The following is a 21,745-nucleotide window of genomic DNA, read 5'->3' as shown; positions in this document are numbered from 1 at the left end:
TCCAGATTGAACGGTGAGCAAATAAGTGATGAACGTTTGTAAAAACATACAACAAAAAGCCTCCTAATCTACATCCCTGTAGGTTAGGAGGCCATATTTATTTTATACCCATTCAACTCACCGTAAGGTGAACCGAACTTTTTATGATAAGCCTTTTAAAATTCTTCGTATTCACTCGGGTCCTGATTCCACAAACGTCCATCCTTACGATTATAAGAAGAAATGACTTCCATCTCCTTCTCGCTCAGCTCGAAATCGAAAATATCGATATTTTCTTGCTGGTGTTGAAGAGAGCCTGCTTTGGGAATAGGAATGGACCCAAGCTGGGTATGCCAGCGCAAAATAACCTGCGTACCCGTTTTGCCATGAGCTTCGGCAATACGAAGGATCTGCTCATCTTTTACGATATCCTGTACTGCATCATTGCCACGTCCAATTGGACTCCACGATTCGTTAATAATGCCATGCTGCGAATCCTTCTCCCGCTGACCGGCTTGATCAAAGAATGGATGCAGCTCAATCTGATTCAGACTTGGCGCTACTCCCGTCTCTTTAATCAGGCGTTCATTGTGTTCCGGAAGGAAATTGCTAACTCCGATGGAACGGATATATCCGCGTTTCTTCGCCTCAATAAGTGCCTGCCACGCTTCCACATACATATCCTGCTTGGGATTCGGCCAGTGAATCAGATATAGATCATAATAATCAAGATCTGCTCTGTATAGAGATTCCTGGATGGCTACAATCGCCTTTTCGAAGGCATGGTAACGCCCTGGCAGTTTAGATGAAATGAGCAGGTCTTCTCTGGAAACGGAGCTCTGCTTGATGGCCTTACCGACAGTCGCCTCGTTCTCATAGTTATACGCTGTGTCAATCAGTCGGTAACCTGCATCCATCGCGGATGCTATGGATTTGACGCCTTTTTCACCTTTTAAGCTATAGGTACCGAAGCCAATGGCAGGTACCTTTAAGCCATCATTCAACGTATATTCCGGAATTGTATGATTCATCTGTAAACTCTCCTTTGCGAAAGATATACTAAAACGATATGGAAAAGGTGATATGCCCTCTCCGTTTATTCTACCCCTCCATACGCGGATGAATCAAATATAAGCCACCACCCCGTTATATGAAGTGCACCCCTTAGAATAGACATTGGAAAAACCCCTAGGTTTAACCGATGAAATTCTAGGGGGTGCATTTTTTATGGCGATAAAGGGACAAAAGTTTAATACATATTCGGAGAAAATTAAAAAAGAGGCCATTCGTCTACATATTGTTGAAGGATGGACTTATCGAAAGATTAATGAACATTTGGGGATTCATGACCCGGGACGAATGAAGAGATGGATGCGGAAATACCGGGAGCAAGGCGAGTTCGGACTGATGGATCAGCGAGGTCGTCGAAAAGAATACATGGATCAAGACCGCTATGTGCAAAACCTGAAACGGGAGAATGAGTTGCTAAAAAAGTGCTTGGTAATCTGGAAGGAGGAAGCAAACAAGAGAGATTTCAGATCATGGAAAAAGTAGCGGCTTACGGTGATATCCAGAGTCTATGCCATGTGTTTGGCGTGTCCCGGAGTGGGTTTTATGCCTATGTAAAACGTAAACGAATTGATCGCGATGCAAAGGCGAAGAAACAGGTGCTTCAAACGTATCAACGATATGAAGGCAAATATGGTTATCGACAGATCCAGTTGTTCCTTTGGCAAGATCAAGGGATTTGGATGAATCACAAAAAGGTGCTCCGCCTGATGCAAATGCTCGGTATTCAATCTCGAATCCGTCGTAAACGACGCTCCAGCAGCTCGTATGCACCTGCGCAGCGTGTAGCAGAGAATCTCTTGAAGCGCGACTTCCGTGCGGAAAAGCCAAATCAGAAATGGGTAACCGACATTACCCAGTATCGTGTGGGCGAGCGCTGGGTTTATCTTTCAGCCATAAAGGATCTGTTTAATAACGAAATTGTGGCTTACGAAATAGGCGAACGCAACGACAATGAACTGGTGCTCCGCACATTTAGCAAGGCGTTTGTGAAGCAAAAAGACATGACCGGACTGGTCGTTCACAGCGACCAAGGATTCCAGTACACGTCTCATGCTTACCACGACATGCTGCCAAAGGTTGGCGCCCGGATCAGCATGTCTCGCCGAGGAAATTGTTATGACAATGCCTCTATGGAGAGTTTCTTCTCGCATCTCAAAACGGAAGGACTCTATCCTTATCATATCCGAACGGTTGCTGAAGCACAAAGCAAAATCGAAATATATATCCGTTTTTACAACCGAAAACGGCCACAACGAAAACTAAAAAAACTGACGCCGGTAGAGTACCGACGCCAGTTTGCAGCCTAGGGTCTTTTTATAATGTCTACAAAATGGGGTCTTGACCAATATGGGATGGTGGCTTTCTCGTCTAATATTAATAGAGGCAATTCGCCTCTTTATTCAAGCGAAGAGATGGGTGTGGCCGATAACGACGGTTCGCCCATAAAGTTCTTAATCGCTATAGCAGCCTGTTTGTACCCGCCAGCGTCACGTAACGTTTTCCCAATAACCTCAGCATGTTCCTTGTAGGAGGCATTGCCGAGCACTTCTAATACTGCATTTCTCAGTACGTCGGGTGTAAGGTTATTTTTATCCACGATGACTCCTGCTCCGAGCTCCTGTACCCGGCCAGCTACACGTGGCTGATCCGAGGTTAACGGGAGCATGACCAACGGTACATTATAATACAAAGCTTCGCTTGTACTGTTCATGCCCGCATGTGTCAGAAAAGCATCTACACCCTGCAGCACTTCCAATTGTGGGAGATAGGGTCTGATGATGAAGTTGTCAGGAATGAGATCCGCAATCGGCTCCAAATCAGTATCATTCCCTGAAGACAATATAAACTGCACTGGCAAATCACCGAAAGCCTTAAAGCACAGCTTATAAAAATCAAGATCCTTATTTAAAATGGTTCCCATCGAAATATAAACCGCTTGTTTATAAACGGCATGCAGAGATTCCTTGGCAAAGGATGGTGCGTCCTTGCGAGTTGTAATCGATGGGCCGGTGAACACAAAGCTCTCATCCAGCTTGTCCCCCATGGGTTGAAAATAACGGCTTGTATAAACAATCTTCAGTTGTCCTGGATGCCCTGAAAGTTCTGACAGAGAAGGCACAGCCACATTGAACTGGGAAGCTAATTGCTGGGACATCTCGATGATGCCATTATATAGCTCCTTAACCTCCTCATCGTCATCCTTCAGTTGATTTTGATTACCTGATCCGAGAGGCTCCACAAAAACAAAGGTACTGGTTGAGCATACTGCTGGGATACCCAGCCTTTCGCCTAAAATTTGTCCTCCCCAGCCTATTAAGGAGTCGAAAATTAAATAATCATAGGTTTCATTTTCGATCAGATTTAGAACATCCGGAATAAACCGCTGAATAATTTTTTTCAAAACCATATATAAAAATTGATAAGGGTGCTTGATTTCAAACGGCTTCATATCTGGGTTGTTGAGCAGGCTTGCCTCGTTAAAGGAGTATGCTTTAAATTGTGCGCCTAACGCTTCAATCTTCGTCCGATATTTTTCGGTACAACAGTAGACGACCTCATCGCCGTTCTCTACCAGTTCCTTGATTATTCCGAGCGTCGGATTGATATGCCCTTCTGCAGGCATCATTACAACTAATACACGTGCCATAAGATTCACCTCCATTAAATTTTCCAATCTTCAAAGCGGGACATTTTATTTCTAGCTTCAAGATACGATACGTTTAAAATAAAATCTGGAAGTCATGCCCATATGAATATACTATTAATTATTTCCATTTTTGTAAATAGTATATATGTCACTTTTTGAACAAAAAAAGCACCTTTACGGTGCTCTCTCTGATCATATTCATTTTGGATCAGGTAAATAACATATCTCAATATCCTCTCGAATATTGGGGGCTTTCTTTTAGTTGCACGATATCATGACCCGTTGGATTTTGGAAAGCACGAAGACCAAATGTCGGCGCAACGGCGAAGATGTGGTCAAAAATATCCGCTTGAACCGATTCATACACACCCCAGGTGATATCATTGCTGAATGCATAGATTTCAAGTGGTAGTCCGTTATCTCCCGGTGCTAACTGTCTCACAATCAACGTCATGTCCTTATGAATTTTCGGATGATTCCTCAGATATTGATGGATATATTCTCTGAATACACCCACATTCGTAAGCTGTCTACCATTCACAATGCTTTCCGTATTAATGTGGTGTTCCATGTTGTATTCGTTAATTTCATTTAATTTTGTCTCGATATAATCCGTAAGATAGTGGATCTTCTGAAATTCCCCAATCATTTCCTTGGTGCAGAAGCTTATGCTGCTTGTATCGATATAGACGCTTCGCTTAATCCTTCTGCCACCGGACACCTGCATGCCTCTCCAATTTTTGAATGAATCGGAGATGAGCGCGTAGCTCGGAATCATCGTGATCGTTTTATCGAAATTCATAACCTTTACCGTGTTTAATGTAATATCGATGACGTCGCCGTCTGCATTATATTTGGGCATTTCAATCCAGTCACCGACACGCACCATGTCATTCGATGATAATTGCACGCCTGCCACCAGTCCCAATATGGAATCCTTGAAGACGAGCATCAGAACGGCAGATAAAGCGCCGAGTCCACTGAGTATAATCAACGGATTCTGACCAATGAGGCTCGAGATGACGATAATGCCTCCAATGATGAAAAGAATGATCTTGGCTACCTGAATGTATCCCTTAATGGGTCTAATCTTAGAGACTTCATATGAACGATATATGGTATCAAAGGCATTAAGCAGCGCATTTAATACCGTGATGGTTATGACGATCATATAAGTTAAAGCTGCTTTTTCAATCAAAGCTTGATAGGACGGGAAGACATACGCAGAATAATAAATGATAATCGCCGGTACCAGATGCGAGAGGTTGTGGAACACTTTTTTCTCCACAATGATTTTATCCCACGTGTACCGATTGTTGTTGATGATTTGGATAATAATCTTCAGTACGATTTTTTTGGCTATAAAATTAGCCAGTATGGAGACCACAGCTATAAATACCACCATGATCAAATTCGAAAGATATCCAATGGTTTGTTCACTCATGCCAGTTCCGTCTAGTTGATTTTTGATAAAGTCCATTGTATCCTCCTGACGCGGTTTATATTAACTTATTATTATAAATTACATTCTAGTACGAAGTAAAATTTCAAAATAATACAGTAATCGGTTGATGGGTAAAGGGTACTTGCCCCCGCTCATGAGTATCACGTCACATAAATGGGCTAATGTGCATAGACTGGGCTAAATATAAACCAGACTCTTGCATTGGAGATGTGAACATTGAGTAATACAAAAAATAAGGCTAAGACTCAGCCTATTGCCATGAAAAAGCTTTCCCCCGTAAGCATGGTAACGGAGCTTCCTCCCGTCCGCGGTAATTTAAGAACCTCTTCCTTAAATCCAAATAAGGCCATTCATAATGAAAAGGACACAACATCCGCTATCGATGCATGTGTAGACCGTGCTTTTCGTATTCCTATATTTTTGAGTACAACCAACACGGTAAATGGCCCGCAAGAGCAATTTTTGAACCGTCTGATTAGGGAAATTGAAGATGCATTGCTCTTTCCCCGCACATTGCCCGTTAGTGAACAATACCCGGAAAACATTCTAACGAATATACGGCGCTTGGTTTTTTCAAGCTATGGACTGCTCGCAATCAACTTCCGAAGATTTTTTGTTCAAATTCTTGAATCCAATGTTGGGGAGCCCCCAACGACCACTCCGTTCTGGGAAGGGTCGACCTTTTCTCAAATCGAGCCTGCCATGGCCTTTCAATTTGGTATTCCAATCTTATTAGTGAGGGAGAAGGGAACGGACGTCAGTAATGGAATTTGGGCTGGAGGAATCACACCTCTCAACATATTTGTTGACTGGGATTCCGACAACCAATCCGTAGACGATTTCTTTAACAGTGTTCAATGGAGAGAGGTCTTTGCTTATTGGGCTGCAGAGGTAAGGGGTAACTATTTGCTTCGCACGGAGCCGTTGTTCAATAATTAATATGAGTTAAGAGATTTACTGCCGTTGACGATGGAATCGTTGCGTAGAGTGCAATGACGTAATCGTTCACCTCATACCTGTGTAAGAGGTGACTTTGGATTCGCCCTTTTTTGACCTTATAGATGCCAGTTTATTTGATGTTGCCTCAACCACACGATTTCACCATCCCCGACAGATTACGGAAAAGCAAAAAAGCGACCTAATACGGTCGCTTTTTTCAAAGTTGGTGGAGGCATGGGGATCGCCTACATAGTTATTGTTAAACCATGGTCCTATTTGACTCGCCATAGACATCGCCCATTAATGTAGCGAACAAGTAAATGTTATCGTGAATACACCTGTACGACTTCATGTATTTTTTCAGGTTTTAAAGATGTGCAAATCGATTCTTCCGTTTGAAGGGTAAGAACAGCACCTGCAAGTCCCAGCTGGCACGCGCTATGAAGCGATTCATTGTTCATGATTCCATATATGGCACAAGAAGAAAACGCGTCACCAACCCCTGTGGTATCCACAATATCCGTCAGGATAGAAGGCAAATGTCCAGATTCCTCCGAGGAAGAATAATACGCCCCCTGATCGCCAAGCGTAATCATTACTTGTTTAACGCCACGTCCTCTAATTTTTTCACAAGCGATCTGGCAATCCTCAATTGAGTCAATTCTCATGTCGGCAAGCACCTCTGCTTCAACTCGGTTGGGGAGCAACAGTTCTACTCCGTCGAGACGAAATGGAAGTTTTTGCGCTTTGGCTGCAGATGTAGGATCTATGTACAAAGGAATATGTTCATCGGCACAACGTTTAATGATATAGCTGATACATTCCTTAGGAATATTCGTATCCATAAAAACGGCTTGCGAGGAAACGATGTAGGACCACTTCTCCTCAAACATGGACGTCGTCATTTTTTCGTATATTTGCATATCATCCATCGAGACCACGCTCTCACCGGTTGGATCCAGAAGAGTGATGAAAATCCCAGTCCGCTCAGTTGGCAGCACCCAAACTTGACTAACATCAACACCTTGGCTCTTTATTTCATTTAGGATCCAGTCGCCTTCTTTATCGTCTCCGACACAAGTCATAATGGAAGTATTACAATTGAGCCGGCTTAAATTTTCAGCAACGTTGCGTGCTGCGCCGCCGCAGGATTCATTGATTTTTACCGGATTGGATGAAGAATAACTGATCATCTGATTCGATCGTGCTTTCTTGTCTATGTTGGCCCCTCCAATACAAACAACCGACGAGTCTTCCCGCAAAATATAAGCCCTTCCCTTGATTTCACCGCGTCTGGTCAAGCTGGCAATATAATTGGCAACCGTCGGACGGGATAAACCAACCTTAGCGGATAACTCTTGTTGAGATATATAAGGATTCATTTTTATATAGTCTAAAATTTGTTTTTCTTTATCCACGAAGTAACCTCATTTCTTCTTATATTCCTCAATACAACCGCGTGTTTGTCCCTCGTATTCATTATACAACTAAAATTACCTTCAAATGAATTCATGCAGTCGTGCCATGCAAAATTTAGCCATTTGTTATGGATTGTTATGGATCTCTAGCATCATGATTTAATTTTGTGTATTGACACAATAAAATGAAAGCGTATACTAAACATATGTTTTATATATAAACATTTGTTTATAACTATTAGGAGGTGTACATTGGCTGTTAATTATCTTGTGGACAGACAAGTCAATCTTGCATGAGACATTGGCATTAACATGGAGGAGATATACATGAATTTTGTTTTCTTACTAACTGGCCTTCTTCTTGTTTTTATTATTGGTTTTGCAGTAAGCAACAATCGCAAAAAAATAAAATACAACCGTGTTCTGATCATGTTGGTCATACAGATCCTTTTGGTTTACTCTATGATGAACACGAGTATAGGGATCATTGCGATTACAAAAGTGGGCTTGTTGTTTGAAAAGCTGATGGGGATTGCCAATGCGGGAATACAGTTTGTATTTGGCGGCTTGGCGAATGAAGGTCAAGTCCCGTTTTTCCTTGGCGTGTTAATGCCTCTTGTGTTCATGTCTGTATTGATTGGAATTCTGAATTATATCAAAGTATTGCCTTTCCTCATTAAATATTTAGGTCTGTTTCTAAGCAAAATAACGGGAATGGGCAGACTTGAAAGTTATTTTGCCATATCTACATCTGCACTTGGACAACCGGAAGTATTTTTAACCATTCTCAAACAAATCCCTCATCTGTCCAAAGAAAGATTATATACGATTTGTACATCTGCAATGAGTGCAATAAGCATGGCGATGGTTGGAGCATACGCCAATATGCTGGAGCCCAAGTTTGTTGTAACGGCTGTTGTATTGAATATTTTCAGCGCTCTTATCGTTGCCAATATCATTAATCCATATGATCTGGATGAGGATGAGGACTTAGTTGAAATTGAGGAAAAAGAACGGCTACCATTCTTCCGAATGGTTGGGGAAAGCGTAATCGATGGTTTTAAAATCGCCATTATTGTTGGTGCCATGCTGCTAGGATTTATCTCCCTGATGGAGCTGGTCAATGTGATTTTCCAAAGCGCATTACACGTTTCATTCGTTACGGTAATTGGTTATATTTTTGCGCCAATCGCCTTCTTAATGGGAGTTCCGTGGACAGAAGCTGTACAAGCAGGCGGAATTATGGCTACCAAACTGATTACGAATGAATTTGTTGCTATGTTGAGCTTTGGTGATATGTCGAACCAATTCTCCTCGAAAACGGTCGCTATTATATCTGTTTATTTAGTTAGTTTCGCAAATTTCGGAACGCTAGGCATCATCTCCGGATCAATCAAATCGATCAGCGACAAACAAGGAGACCATGTTGCGAAGTTTGCTCTTAAATTGCTGTTAGGTTCAACATTAGCATCTGTTATTTCAGGCACAATGATGGGACTTGTTATGTAAATAAAATGTAGAGGTGAAATATAATGACAACAAGAAAAGTGATTATGGATTGTGATCCAGGACACGATGACGCCATTGCGATTATTTTAGCTGCTGCACAACCGGAATTGGAGATTCTAGCGATTACAACCGTTTCCGGAAATGCAGAAATTGAAAAAACGACTCAAAATGCTTTACAAATTTGTGATTTGATTTCGTTAAATGATGTTGTGGTTTCAAAAGGGGCCAGTGAGCCTTTGGTCCGTTTACGTGAAAATGCGCCTGGCATTCATGGGGATTCAGGCTTGGATGGTCCTAAGTTTCCTGAACCTTCCCGCAGCTGGAGCGAAGAACATGGCGTTGATACCATTATTAGACTTGTAAAAGAGTCGACAGAGCCAGTTACCCTTCTTCCAACAGGACCGTTAACCAATATTGCGTTAGCTTTAACAAAAGCACCGGAAATTAAAAGCAATATTGATGAGATTGTACTCATGGGCGGCGGAACTATTGGCAACTGGACACCAACTGCTGAGTTTAATATTTGGGCTGATCCAGAAGCTGCAAAAAAAGTGTTTGATAGCGGTATTCCAACCGTAGTAATGGGACTGGATATTACACATCAAGCCTTGGCGACCAAAGAAGTGATCGACGAAGTAAATAAGATCGATAACCATGTCGCTAAAATAGTGGGCGAACTACTCGTATTTTTTGCATCGACCTATAAAGAAATGTTCGATTTTGATGGAGCACCGGTACACGATGTCTTGACTGTGGCCTATTGTGTGGCACCCGAATTGTTCAAGACTAAAGATGTGAATATTGTCGTGGAAACGAAAGGTGAGTATACCGCGGGAACAACCCTAGTTGATCTGCACGGGGTCACTGGTAGAAAAGTTAATGCCAAGTTTGGCTTAGAACTTGATGTAGACGGTTTTTGGAAACTAATGATTGACGCACTTAAAAAATACTAGAATCTAGTGATAGCACCTTTGGTTTGCTTCGTTGCATGTTGATTTGCTTTTTTTAAAATTTCCTGGAGGTGTTTTCGATCTTCAAACGTCTTGACCACCTCCGTTTTTATTATTGTTAAGGTTATTTATATTAAAAACCAAAAAGCCACCATCCAGATCACTGGTTGGTGGCTTTTACTAACTCTAATGGAGGCGAGGGGAGTCGAACCCCTGTCCGAAGATAACGACACATAAGCTTCTACGGGTGTAGTCACAGTTTTGATGTCACCCGAGTATCGCCCCGTAACCGGCTATACGTTGGGTCAGCCTGATTGTCTTCTTCAGCACACCCCAGGCGGAGATGTGACAGCGTATCCCACTACTTGTTAGCCCCTAATCCTGTCACATGGGCGATGCAGGTTAGAAGCACGCACACAGTTTCTTAGGCTGCGAAAGCGTAGTTTGTTTGTTGTTTGCCGTTTAATAGGCTTTAGCGTTGATGAAGCGGACGCGTCCCCACTACCCGCTACCCATGCTCGAACTATCCCCGTCGAATCCATAAACGCCCCCTCATATAAGAAGGGCTCCAGGATTAATCCGTGAATACGGAGCAAAGGTGCTGCACATCTTTTTCCTCCAAGGTAAAAAGATGCTTCTTTCAAACTCGGCATTCCTGTCTGCTACAAGAACATCATAACACAGGAACAATCACCGATATAGTACAGATTGCTGGAAGACGTTCCAGCAGACTGAGCAACTGTGCAAGCTTAACCAACACACATATGATGCTCAAGCGTCTACATATTATACCGCGTCCCTCAAGGGAAGTAAAGTTGAGTACCCAATGCCAACGATTCACAAACAGTTCCACTTAACTATCTTACCCACGATCCGAACAAACTACGCAGCCATCTGCAAACTTACTCCATCAACCTTGCCAATAAACCATACAGTTTTAACTTGTACTAACCTAACATCTTAATAGACAGGATACGTGGCAACAACTGGTGTATCTCATATCATAACCGGCACAATAATCTGACTGGCGCACGGCAAATGAGCGTGTTGCGCCAAACTCATTACACCGCTTCCCCTTTAACAAGAAACCTCTAATCAAAACAAAAAATCTCAAGCTCCACCCCATTACGGGCAACCTTGAGATCCTTATTTCTAACATGACGCGCTTATAACTAACTAACTTAACATGCGCAATTCAACACATAGCAACCCAATCAACGAGCCACCTTCTGCTTCTCGCGCAGTACCCGTTGAATATCACGTTGTGCATCGCGTTTTGCTGCAGACTCCCGTTTATCGTACTGCTTCTTACCTTTACCCAATCCGAGCAATAGCTTCGCATACCCGTTACGAATATAGATCTTCAGCGGTACAATGCTGTATCCGTCTTGCTTCGACAGCCCTAGCAGCTTGTGAATCTGCACTTTATGCATCAACAGCTTGCGCGTACGTGTTGGATCAATTGGATTATGACGGTTCCCTTGTTCAAAAGGACTAATATGCATATTGTGAATATGAATCTCACCGTTCCGAATCGTGGCAAATGCATCGCCAATATTCGCACGGCCGTTACGAAGAGATTTAATCTCCGTTCCGGTAAGCACCATGCCCGCTTCATACGTATCTTCAATGAAGTAGTCATGGGAAGCCTTTTTATTCTGTGCAAGCACTTTACTCTGTCCATCATTCTTGCCCATGTCCTCACTCCTTCTCCGTAAAATAAGCCGGTACCTATGCTCTACAGCAGCGCACCATACATTTTCTCAGGTACCACATGCCAGACCTTAATTGTAGCAAGGACCGCTGTTAAAATCAAGAAAGAGGCGGTCTGCGCCGCCCCTTCCCATTACACTCATTTCATGCTCAGCGAAACGCGATTACTTTTTCTTCTTCCGTACAAAAGCCGCCGTTCCGTTGGCTGGTGCGCCTTTACTCTTCTTGCGCTTACGGCGTGGTGCTCCGCCTTCCTGAACACCGCCCGGTGTAGCTCCTTCTCCGATAAACACACCGCTAGGTGAGGTGTTTTTGCGTCCACTACCGCCTTTGCCACCTTTACCTCCGCCTTTACCGGATTTGAAGCTACCTTCACCGCGACTGCTGCCGCTGTTCAGACCATTCCCTTGTCCACTAGCTGAAGTGCCTTCCTGGCCACCTGCTGTAGAGCTATAACCACCTTTGCCCGAGCCAAAACCAAAGCTTACCGCTCCCTTGCTCCGACCCGCTGATCCGCCGATATCTCCAGCACGACGCTCACCTCTCGGTTTGCCGCCACCTTTGCCACCCGCGCTTCCTGCTGTGTTCGAAGCTCCGCTACGACCGCCACGTCCGCCTTTGCTGCTCTCATCGGCAGATCTGCCCCCACGGCTGCCTCCAGCACCAGTTGGGGCGCCTTTACCACCACGCGAGCCACTGAATCCACCGGAACCACTCTTCGCACCACCGCGTGCTCCGCCACCAGCAGGACGTCCACCTTTACCACCACGTCCACCGCTGAAGCCACCTGGACGTTCGCCGCGAGGTTTCATATCAACCATTTCAAAGTCAATCGTGTACTCTTCCATGCTCACACGCGCCACTCGAATCTTCACCTCATCACCGATGCGGAAGACTTTGGAGGTACGTTCGCCAATCAAAGCCATATGTTGATCGTCAAAATGGTAATAGTCGTCTGTGAGCGCACTCAGGCGAATCAGACCTTCTACCGTATTTTCCAGTTCAATGAACATACCGAAGCTGGTAACACTGCTGATCATGCCTTCGAACTCTTCACCGACCTTATCAAGCATATACTCGGCTTTCTTCATTTTCTCTGTATCCCGCTCAGCTTCAACCGCCACACGCTCGCGCTCCGAAGACTGTTGCGCAATATCGGCCATACGTCCAGCCAAATACTCCTGACGTTTCTCAGGCAAAGCTCCATTGTTCTCAATCACTTCCCGAATAACACGGTGAATGACGAGGTCGGGATAACGACGGATCGGTGATGTGAAGTGACTGTAGAACTCTGCTGCCAGACCAAAGTGACCGGACATCTCGGAATCATACTTGGCCTGTTTCATGGAACGCAGCATCATTGTACTAATAACGGTTTGTTCTTTCGTTTCTTTGATATCCTCAAGAAGGGATTGAAGCGCCCGTGGATGAATCGCGTTGCCACGTCCTTTGACGTGGTGTCCGAAATTCGCCGCAAAGGCGAGAAAATTTTGCAGTTTTTCCTGATCTGGATCTTCATGCACACGATAAATGAACGGAACCTTCAACCAGTGGAAATGCTCTGCTACCGTTTCATTGGCTGCCAGCATGAATTCCTCAATGATTTGCTCCGCAATCGAACGCTCCCGTTTCACGATATCGACTGGTTTGCATTCTTCATCCACGATGATTTTGGATTCTTCAAAATCAAAGTCAACCGCACCGCGGCGCATACGCATCGCACGAAGCTTCAAAGCAATCTCTTTCATCAAGTGGAAATCATCCACTAGGTCCTTGTAACGCTCCAACAATTCAGGCTCTTCACCTTCAAGAATTTTACGAACGTTGGAATACGTCATCCGCTCTTTGGTCTTGATAACACTTGTGAAAATGTCGTGTTTCACAACCTTCATCTGGTCGTTGAACTCCATCTCACAAGACAGGGTCAAGCGGTCTACCTGCGGGTTCAAACTACAGATCCCGTTGGACAACCGTTGCGGAAGCATCGGAATAACACGGTCCACCAGATACACGCTGCATCCCCGATTGTACGCTTCCTGGTCCAGCTTGGAGTTCTCCTGCACATAATAGCCTACATCGGCAATATGAACGCCCAGACGATAGTTACCGTTAGGTAGTTTCTCCACATTGACAGCGTCATCGAGATCCTTCGCGTCTTCGCCATCAATCGTAACGATATTCAACCCACGCAGATCGCGGCGACCTTGCTGGATAATTTCTTCTTCCGTAATGGCATCCGGTGCTTTTTCGGATTCTTCCACCACTTCATCCGGGAAAGCTTCAGGCAGCTGATGTTTACGGATCACTGACAAAATATCAATGCCCGGTTCATCCTTATGACCGAGAATCTCGATCACTTCACCTTCTGCTGCTGCCCGGCCCTCTGGATAGCTGACGATTTTCGCAACAACTTTTTGCCCATCAACAGCTCCATTAAAGTTCGTCCGTGGGATGAAGATATCCCGGTTAATCCGCTTGTCGTCCGGAATGACGAAGCCATAAACCTCGTGGCTTTGGAATACACCGACCACTTGCGTGACCGCACGGGTAACAATACGGACAATCTCGCCCTCCAAACGCCCACCGGAAGGACCTTGAGAAGTCACTTTAACAAATACCGTATCTCCGTTCATCGCGCTTTTCATATCATTGGCATGGATGTACACATCCGGGTGTTCCCGATCCTCAGGGATGAGGAAAGCAAACCCCTTCGCATGAGCCTGCAAACGTCCGCGCACCAAATCCATACGTTCTGGCATACCGTAGCGGTTATTGCGAGTCAGCAAGACTTTGCCGGATTCCTCCAACGTATTAAGCATAATTAAAAAGGCTTTGAAATCAGCCGCGTCTTCAATCTCGAAGTGCTGTTCCAGTTCCTGATAAGTCATCGGTTTATAAGCGGTATCCCGCATGAAGTCGAGCAATTGTTGTTCTGTTATCATTAATATTCACCTCGGGAAACATAAAAGTGTAATCTTGTCTCATCTCTCTATGTATCGGAAACCTTACAAATAGAAAAACCAATTAACTCAGGCCTCACTATCTCATACCCTAGTATACACGAATTCAATCCGGCGCATCCGTACCCTGCAAAATAAACCAAGCATGCATGGCCCCTTGCATAACCGCGCTTTCATGCATCATAACAGCATTTATGCTACATGTGTTTTGCTCTCGAAAAGACTGAAAAGAATCGGCCCAGAACAGGGCGAATATGTAGGAAGGTAACCGAACGGAAGTGAGAAGAAATCGAAGATCAGAATCATGTGGTTCATTGGAAAAGACTGGTCATGGATGAATTTATTAAAAAACCTCCGTTTCTTCTCGAAACGAAGGTTAATCATTCAAGCGTTCCTGCTCGAAACTATCGCGTTACATAGGGCACTCCGACTCTTACTTGGAGACAACCGTAACGATGATAGACAAAATGAAGAATCCTGCACCCAGTACAACTGTTGCACGTTGCAGGAAAAGATCCAGTCCGCGCGCTTTCGTTTTACCGAAAAGATGTTCCGCACCACCGGAGATGGCACCCGCCAAACCAGCGCTTTTCCCGTGCTGCAGCAATACTACAGTGATTAGACCGATCGAAAACACCACGAGCAGCAATTTCAAAGCAATATCCATTCTTTCCACCTCCTACCCATGTGGGCATAACATCTCACCATAAAAACAGTTATTTTAATTGTAACACAGCTATTAACGTGATACAAGTAGTGGCATTTCCTCAATTACTCAGATATAGCCACCATTTTTAACCCTTTTAATCTTCTAAATAATTAAAATCAACTTAATAAAAAAGACAAGCCGGTTACCCGGCTTGCCCATGAGTTGTCGTAAGACAACTTATTTTTTGAGGTTGTAGAAACCTTTGAGACCATTGTATTGAGCCAGTTCGCCCAGTTGATCCTCGATGCGGAGCAATTGGTTGTACTTCGCGATACGGTCTGTACGGGAAGGAGCACCCGTTTTAATTTGACCAGCGTTTGTTGCAACAGCGATGTCAGCGATTGTGCTGTCTTCGGACTCACCGGAACGGTGGGAGATTACAGCAGTGTATCCTGCACGTTTAGCCATTTCGATTGCATCGAATGTTTCAGTCAATGTACCGATTTGGTTAACTTTGATCAGGATGGAGTTACCGATACCTTGTTCGATACCTCTACCCAGACGCTCTGTGTTCGTTACGAACAGGTCATCACCAACGAGTTGTACTTTGTCTCCCAATTTTTCTGTGAGCAATTTCCAACCATCCCAGTCATCTTCGGACATACCGTCTTCAATTGTGATGATTGGGTATTTCTCAACCCATGAAGCCAGAAGGTCAACATACTCAGCGGAAGTGTAAGATTTACCTTCGCCAGCAAGTGTGTACTTACCATCTTTGTAGAACTCAGTGGAAGCTACGTCCATACCCAGGAATACGTCAACGCCTGGTTTGTAACCTGCTTTTTCAATAGCTTCGATGATTGTAGTGATTGCTTCTTCGTTCGAACCAAGGTTCGGTGCGAAGCCGCCTTCGTCACCTACAGCTGTGTTCAGACCTTTGGAGCTCAGTACGGATTTCAGGTTGTGGAAGATTTCCGCACCTACGCGAAGAGCTTCTTTGAAGCTTGGTGCTCCAACTGGAAGAACCATGAACTCTTGAACGTCGATGTTGTTGTCAGCATGCTCACCACCGTTGATGATGTTCATCATTGGTACTGGCAGTACTTTAGCGTTAAATCCGCCCAGGTAAACGTACAATGGCAGATCCAAAGCGTCAGCAGCTGCACGAGCTACAGCCATGGATACAGCCAGGATTGCGTTAGCACCCAGTTTACCTTTGTTTGGCGTACCATCCAAAGTAATCATCAATTTATCGATACCCAGTTGATCCAATGCATCCATACCGATTACTTCTGGAGCGATTGTTTCGTTTACGTTTTTAACAGCTTGCAGAACACCTTTACCCAGGTAACGGGATTTGTCGCCATCGCGAAGCTCAACAGCTTCGTGGGCACCAGTGGATGCACCGGATGGTACAATAGCGCGTCCGATTGCGCCGGACTCCAGGTATACTTCAACTTCAACTGTAGGGTTACCGCGGGAGTCGAGGACTTCGCGAGCGTACACGTCAGAAATAATAGTCATGAGTGATAATCTCCTTTTAATTTGGAATTTTATTTTAATACGTTCAGAATAGTGAGTTTCACCAGGCCACTCCGCATGCAGTACCGTCTTCCGATCGCTGTTATCCCCTGATTTCTTTGAACTTGTTTTTATAAGTTGAAATCATGTGATAAAGGCGAACGCTTCGCTTCTACAGATCGGTTCTGCCCGCTTCGTTAAGGTTCAACTTAGGCCTTATTCAATAACCTATTAAAATTATATTATTTACGGGTAGCGATGACAGATGTACCTGTCATTTCAGCCGGTTTAGGCAATTGCATCAGGTCAAGAATCGTTGGAGCGATATCCGCGAGGATTCCGCCTTCACGCAGGGTAACGTTAGCATCTGTAACGATGAGTGGAACCGGGTTCGTTGTGTGAGCAGTGAACGGACGTCCTTGCTCATCGAACACCATATCCGCGTTACCATGATCCGCAGTAATCAGCACAACGCCGCCTTTAGCGAGAACTGCATCCACAACACGGCCCATGCATTCGTCTGTTACTTCTACTGCCTTAATGGTAGGCTCCAGCATGCCGGAGTGTCCAACCATATCAGGGTTAGCGAAGTTCAGAATGATGGCGTCATGTTTGTCTGCTTCAATCTCACGAACACATGCGTCAGCTACTTCATACGCGCTCATCTCCGGCTGCAAGTCGTATGTTGCAACTTTTGGTGAGTTAATCAGCACACGTGTTTCGCCCGGAAGCTCAACATCACGGCCGCCACTGAAGAAGAAGGTTACGTGCGGGTATTTCTCGGTTTCTGCAATACGCAATTGTTTCTTGTTGTTCTGTACCAGAACTTCACCCAGCGTGTTGTCGAGGTTTTTAGGCGAGTAAGCCACGTAACCTTCAACGGTCTCGCTGAACAAGGTCAGGCACACGAAGTGCAAGCCCACAGGGAACTTCGGACCGCGGTCGAAACCACGGAAATCCTGGTTCGTGAATACTTGCGACAGTTGGATCGCACGGTCAGGACGGAAGTTGAGGAAAATGACGGAATCGCCGCTCTCCACCAAACCTACCGGCTGGCCATCCGCTTTAACGATAACCGTTGGTTCAACGAATTCGTCAAATACGGATTTTTCATACGATTCTTCAACTGCTTTGAGTGGATCAGTGTATTTTGGTCCATCACCATAAACGATGGCACGATATGATTTCTCAACACGTTCCCAACGTTTGTCACGGTCCATCGCATAGTAGCGACCTTGAACCGTTGCGATTTGTCCTACACCGACTTCCTCGATTTTGGCAATCAGCTTCTGCATGAACTCTTTACCGCTATCTGGCATAACATCACGGCCATCCATGAAAGCATGAATGTATACGTCATTCATTCCTTCTTTTTTGGCGAGATCCAGCATAGCGAACAAGTGGTCGATGTGACTATGTACGCCGCCATCGGACAACAAACCATACAAGTGAAGCTTTTTACCGCTTTGTTTCGCTTCGCGAACAGCTTTAACGAGTGTCTCATTGTCGTAAAATTCACCGTCACGAATCGATTTGGAGATACGAGTCAAATCCTGGTATACGATCCGGCCGGCACCAATGTTCAGGTGACCTACCTCGGAGTTCCCCATTTGCCCTTCAGGCAAACCTACCGCTTCACCGCAAGCAGTGAGAGTTGTATGTGGGAATTGGCTCATAAAACGGTCATAGTTCGGTTTCTTAGCTTGCGCTACCGCGTTGCCTTCCACCGTGTTACGAAGACCAAAGCCGTCCATAATGATCAGTGCTACAGGTTTTGGAGCTGTCATTACTTCGCCCCCTCAACAAGCGCGATGAACGAAGCCGGCTGCAAGCTGGCACCGCCAACAAGCGCGCCGTCGATGTCGCTTTGTCCGAGGTATTCTGTTACGTTCTCAGGTTTAACACTGCCGCCGTATTGAATACGAACTGCATCTGCTACCTTTTGGTCGTACAGATCCTTCACCAACGTACGAATGTAAGCAATAACTTCATTCGCATCTTGGGAAGTAGAGGATTTGCCTGTACCAATCGCCCAGATTGGCTCATAAGCGATAACTACTTGTGCTGCCTGATCTGCGGACAGACCTGCAAAAGCAGCTTCCGTTTGCACTTTGCACACGTCTTTCGTTTGATCAGCTTCGCGCTCTTCAAGCGTCTCACCAAGACAAAAGATTGGAGTCAATCCGTGACGGAATGCTGCATGCAACTTTTTATTGACAGTCTCATCGGTTTCCGCAAAATATTGACGGCGCTCCGAGTGACCAATAATGACGTAATCCACACCCAGGTCTTTCAGCATCACGCCGCTGATTTCACCTGTGAATGCACCGTTGTCTTCAAAATGAAGATTTTGTGCACCAATTTTGATGTTTGTGCCTTTAACGGCTTCTACCAGGGATGGCAGATTCGTAAACGGTGCGCAAATAACAGTCTCTACGCCTTCAACTTCCGCTTTTCCTTTAACTTCCTGAATGAAGTCATTGGATTCGGAAACCGTTTTGAACATTTTCCAGTTACCTGCGATAATCGGTGTTCTCATGGTTTTCAACTCCTTCATGCTATAGCTTAAAGCTTACTTGTCGTTCAATGCAACTACGCCAGGAAGCACTTTGCCTTCCATGAACTCGAGCGATGCACCGCCACCTGTAGAGATGTGGTCCATTTTGTCAGCCAATTTGAACTTCTCAGCTGCTGCTGCGGAGTCACCACCACCAATGATGGTGTATGCTTCTGTCTCTGCACAAGCTTCAGCAACCTCACGTGTACCGTTAGAGAAAGGCTCAATTTCGAATACGCCCATTGGTCCGTTCCATACAACCAGCTTGGAGTTTTTGATCACTTCAGCATAGATTGCACGAGTTTTCGGTCCGATGTCCACGCCTTCCCAGTCTGCAGGGATGCCGTCGATACCAACGATTTGTGTGTTTGCACTTGCACTGAAGTCGTCAGATACAACGATATCTACCGGCAGGTAGAAGTTTTTGCCCAATTTTTTCGCTTTTTCAATGAAACCAAGAGCAACGTCCAGTTTGGAATCATCCAACAGAGATTGTCCGATTTCATGTCCTTGTGCTTTGAAGAACGTGTAAGTCAGGCCGCCACCGATGATTACGTTATCTGCAATGTTCAACAGGTTGTCGATCACATCGATTTTGTCTTTAACTTTGGAACCACCGATGATTGCTGTGAAAGGACGCTCAGGGTTGGAGATTGCTTTGCCCAACACTTCAAGTTCTTTCTCCATCAAGAGACCGGATACTGCTGGCAACAAATGAGCGATACCTTCTGTCGAAGCGTGTGCTCTGTGAGCTGCGCCGAATGCATCGTTAACGAATACGTCAGCCAGTTCAGCAAATTGTTTTGCCAATTCAGGATCGTTTTTCTCTTCGCCTGCGTGGAAACGAACGTTCTCAAGCAACAATACGTCGCCATTGTTCAGTTCAGCGATTTGAGCTTTTACTGTTTCGCCAACGGAATCATCCGCTTTAACGACTTTTTTACCGAGCAATTCGGACAAACGCTCAGCAGCTGGAGTCAAACGCATGGATTCAACCACTTCGCCTTTTGGACGGCCCATGTGGCTTGCCAAAATAACTTTAGCGCCTTTTTCGATCAAGTAGTTGATCGTAGGAAGCGTGGCACGAATACGTTTGTCATCTGTAATTTTACCATCTTCGAGCGGCACATTAAAATCTACACGGACAAAAGCCCGTTTTCCTGTCAATTCGATATCGCGTACACTTTTTTTGTTCATCTGTATTTCCTCCGCACCCATGTATTTGGTGGACCAATCAAGAGCTGAAATCCCTTGTCAATCCTGGTGTTTTTGAGAAATTTGCAAAATGTTGATATATAAAGAGCGGAAACAATAGCATCTGTTTCCGCTCTATGTTATTGCAGATATTACTTAATCATTTTTGCAAAGTGCTCCAAAGTGCGAACCAGTTGAGCAGTGTAGGACATTTCATTGTCATACCAAGCTACAGTTTTAACCAATTGTTGGTCGCCAACAGTCAGAACTTTAGTTTGAGTTGCATCAAACAGGGAACCGAAAGTGATACCTTGGATATCGGAAGATACGATTTCGTCTTCAGTGTATCCGAAAGTTTGTGGATCGGAAGCTTCTTTCATAGCTGCGTTAACTTCTTCAGCAGTTACTTTTTTGTTCAAAACAGTTACGAGCTCAGTCAGGGAACCAGTAGCTACTGGCACACGTTGAGCTGCACCGTCGAGGATACCTTGCAGTTCTGGAATAACCAGACCGATTGCTTTAGCAGCACCAGTTGTGTTAGGGATGATGTTTTCAGCTGCTGCGCGAGCACGACGGAAGTCACCTTTAGGGTGTGGAGCATCCAAAGTGTTTTGGTCGCCAGTGTAAGCGTGAATTGTAGTCATCAAACCTTGAACGATTCCGAATTTGTCTTGCAGAGTTTTTGCCATAGGTGCCAAGCAGTTTGTTGTGCAAGATGCGCCGGAGATTACAGTTTCAGTACCGTCGAGGATTTCATGGTTTACGTTGTAAACGATGGTTTTCATGTCGCCAGTAGCTGGTGCGGAGATAACAACTTTCTTAGCTCCACCTTTCAAGTGTTTCTCAGCTGCTTCTTTAGTTGTGAAGAAACCAGTACATTCCAGAACGATATCTACGCCCAGGTCGCCCCAAGGAAGTTCTTCTGGGTTACGGTTAGCCAATACTTTAACTTCTTTACCGTTCACTTTGAAGAAGCCATCGTGTACTTCAACATCGCCATCGAAGCGACCTTGAGTTGTATCATATTTGAGCAAATGAGCCAGCATTTTAGCATCAGTCAAGTCGTTGATTGCTACTACTTCAATGCCCTCTACATTTTGAATACGGCGGAATGCCAAGCGTCCAATACGTCCAAAACCGTTAATACCTACTTTAATCATGAGTAAGTTCCTC

The 21,745-nt window shown here is 44.8% G+C and carries 17 protein-coding genes and 1 other RNA gene; 5 read left to right on the top strand and 13 right to left on the bottom strand.

Annotated elements, in window-relative coordinates; all coding sequences use genetic code 11:
• Positions 1-155: 155 nt before the first annotated feature.
• Complete coding sequence (locus tag gpAD87_RS23365; protein WP_064641215.1) at positions 156-1,010, bottom strand: aldo/keto reductase; 855 nt, start codon at positions 1,008-1,010, stop codon at positions 156-158.
• A gap of 196 nt (positions 1,011-1,206) precedes the next feature.
• On the opposite strand from gpAD87_RS23365, the gene gpAD87_RS23360 reads away from it, so the two are divergent.
• Entirely contained in the window at positions 1,207-1,533 is a 327-nt protein-coding gene (locus tag gpAD87_RS23360) for a helix-turn-helix domain-containing protein (protein ID WP_064636170.1), read from the top strand.
• Positions 1,521-2,357, top strand: coding sequence for an IS3 family transposase (locus tag gpAD87_RS23355; protein WP_064636168.1), 837 nt, complete (start codon positions 1,521-1,523; stop codon positions 2,355-2,357). Before gpAD87_RS23360 ends, gpAD87_RS23355 begins: the two co-directional genes overlap by 13 nt.
• A gap of 89 nt (positions 2,358-2,446) precedes the next feature.
• Here gpAD87_RS23355 and gpAD87_RS23350 read toward each other — a convergent pair whose 3' ends face one another.
• Together gpAD87_RS23350 and gpAD87_RS23345 are read right to left on the bottom strand one after the other, a co-directional pair.
• On the bottom strand, positions 2,447-3,697 hold the full coding sequence (locus gpAD87_RS23350; protein ID WP_064641213.1) for a macrolide family glycosyltransferase: 1,251 nt from the start codon (positions 3,695-3,697) through the stop codon (positions 2,447-2,449).
• Between the two features lie 226 nt (positions 3,698-3,923).
• Positions 3,924-5,177: a mechanosensitive ion channel family protein gene (locus gpAD87_RS23345; RefSeq protein ID WP_064641211.1), complete on the bottom strand. Its 1,254-nt coding sequence runs from the start codon at positions 5,175-5,177 to the stop codon at positions 3,924-3,926.
• Between the two features lie 243 nt (positions 5,178-5,420).
• Here gpAD87_RS23345 and gpAD87_RS23340 point away from each other — a divergent pair, with 243 nt between their 5' ends.
• Positions 5,421-6,101 carry a hypothetical protein gene (locus gpAD87_RS23340; protein WP_372829537.1) on the top strand — a complete coding sequence of 227 codons (681 nt, stop codon included), beginning with the start codon at positions 5,421-5,423 and terminating at the stop codon, positions 6,099-6,101.
• Positions 6,102-6,424: 323 nt separating this feature from the next.
• Here gpAD87_RS23340 and gpAD87_RS23335 read toward each other — a convergent pair whose 3' ends face one another.
• Complete coding sequence (locus gpAD87_RS23335) at positions 6,425-7,519, bottom strand: carbohydrate kinase (protein WP_064641209.1); 1,095 nt, start codon at positions 7,517-7,519, stop codon at positions 6,425-6,427.
• Positions 7,520-7,846: 327 nt separating this feature from the next.
• Between gpAD87_RS23335 and gpAD87_RS23330 the strand changes: the two genes are divergently transcribed.
• Both gpAD87_RS23330 and gpAD87_RS23325 read left to right on the top strand, forming a co-directional pair.
• Positions 7,847-9,028: a NupC/NupG family nucleoside CNT transporter gene (locus gpAD87_RS23330; protein WP_064641207.1), complete on the top strand. Its 1,182-nt coding sequence runs from the start codon at positions 7,847-7,849 to the stop codon at positions 9,026-9,028.
• 23 nt (positions 9,029-9,051) lie between these two features.
• Positions 9,052-9,981, top strand: a complete 930-nt coding sequence (locus tag gpAD87_RS23325) for a nucleoside hydrolase (RefSeq protein ID WP_064641205.1) — start codon at positions 9,052-9,054, stop codon at positions 9,979-9,981.
• Between the two features lie 184 nt (positions 9,982-10,165).
• On the opposite strand, the gene ssrA is transcribed toward gpAD87_RS23325, so the two are convergent.
• From ssrA to gap, 9 genes are all read right to left on the bottom strand, one after another.
• Positions 10,166-10,530, bottom strand: a transfer-messenger RNA (tmRNA) gene (gene ssrA, locus gpAD87_RS23320).
• 662 nt (positions 10,531-11,192) lie between these two features.
• Entirely contained in the window at positions 11,193-11,675 is a 483-nt protein-coding gene (smpB, locus tag gpAD87_RS23315) for an SsrA-binding protein SmpB (RefSeq protein WP_024629496.1), read from the bottom strand.
• A gap of 180 nt (positions 11,676-11,855) precedes the next feature.
• Entirely contained in the window at positions 11,856-14,633 is a 2,778-nt protein-coding gene (gene rnr, locus gpAD87_RS23310; protein ID WP_064641204.1) for a ribonuclease R, read from the bottom strand.
• A gap of 451 nt (positions 14,634-15,084) precedes the next feature.
• Positions 15,085-15,318, bottom strand: a complete 234-nt coding sequence (gene secG, locus gpAD87_RS23305; RefSeq protein ID WP_024629498.1) for a preprotein translocase subunit SecG — start codon at positions 15,316-15,318, stop codon at positions 15,085-15,087.
• Between the two features lie 219 nt (positions 15,319-15,537).
• Positions 15,538-16,824 carry a phosphopyruvate hydratase gene (gene eno, locus gpAD87_RS23300; RefSeq protein WP_063566488.1) on the bottom strand — a complete coding sequence of 429 codons (1,287 nt, stop codon included), beginning with the start codon at positions 16,822-16,824 and terminating at the stop codon, positions 15,538-15,540.
• A gap of 239 nt (positions 16,825-17,063) precedes the next feature.
• Positions 17,064-18,608, bottom strand: coding sequence for a 2,3-bisphosphoglycerate-independent phosphoglycerate mutase (gene gpmI, locus gpAD87_RS23295; protein WP_063566489.1), 1,545 nt, complete (start codon positions 18,606-18,608; stop codon positions 17,064-17,066).
• Complete coding sequence (gene tpiA, locus gpAD87_RS23290; RefSeq protein ID WP_063566490.1) at positions 18,608-19,360, bottom strand: triose-phosphate isomerase; 753 nt, start codon at positions 19,358-19,360, stop codon at positions 18,608-18,610. The genes gpmI and tpiA overlap by 1 nt, the downstream gene beginning before the upstream one ends.
• 33 nt (positions 19,361-19,393) lie before the next feature.
• Positions 19,394-20,575 carry a phosphoglycerate kinase gene (locus tag gpAD87_RS23285; RefSeq protein WP_024629502.1) on the bottom strand — a complete coding sequence of 394 codons (1,182 nt, stop codon included), beginning with the start codon at positions 20,573-20,575 and terminating at the stop codon, positions 19,394-19,396.
• 149 nt (positions 20,576-20,724) lie between these two features.
• Positions 20,725-21,732, bottom strand: a complete 1,008-nt coding sequence (gene gap, locus gpAD87_RS23280) for a type I glyceraldehyde-3-phosphate dehydrogenase (protein WP_024629503.1) — start codon at positions 21,730-21,732, stop codon at positions 20,725-20,727.
• Positions 21,733-21,745 lie beyond the last annotated feature (13 nt).

The organism is Paenibacillus sp. AD87 (assembly GCF_001659845.1).
Lineage (GTDB): Bacteria > Bacillota > Bacilli > Paenibacillales > Paenibacillaceae > Paenibacillus > Paenibacillus marchantiae.
This window is presented reverse-complemented; position numbering and strand designations above follow the sequence as displayed.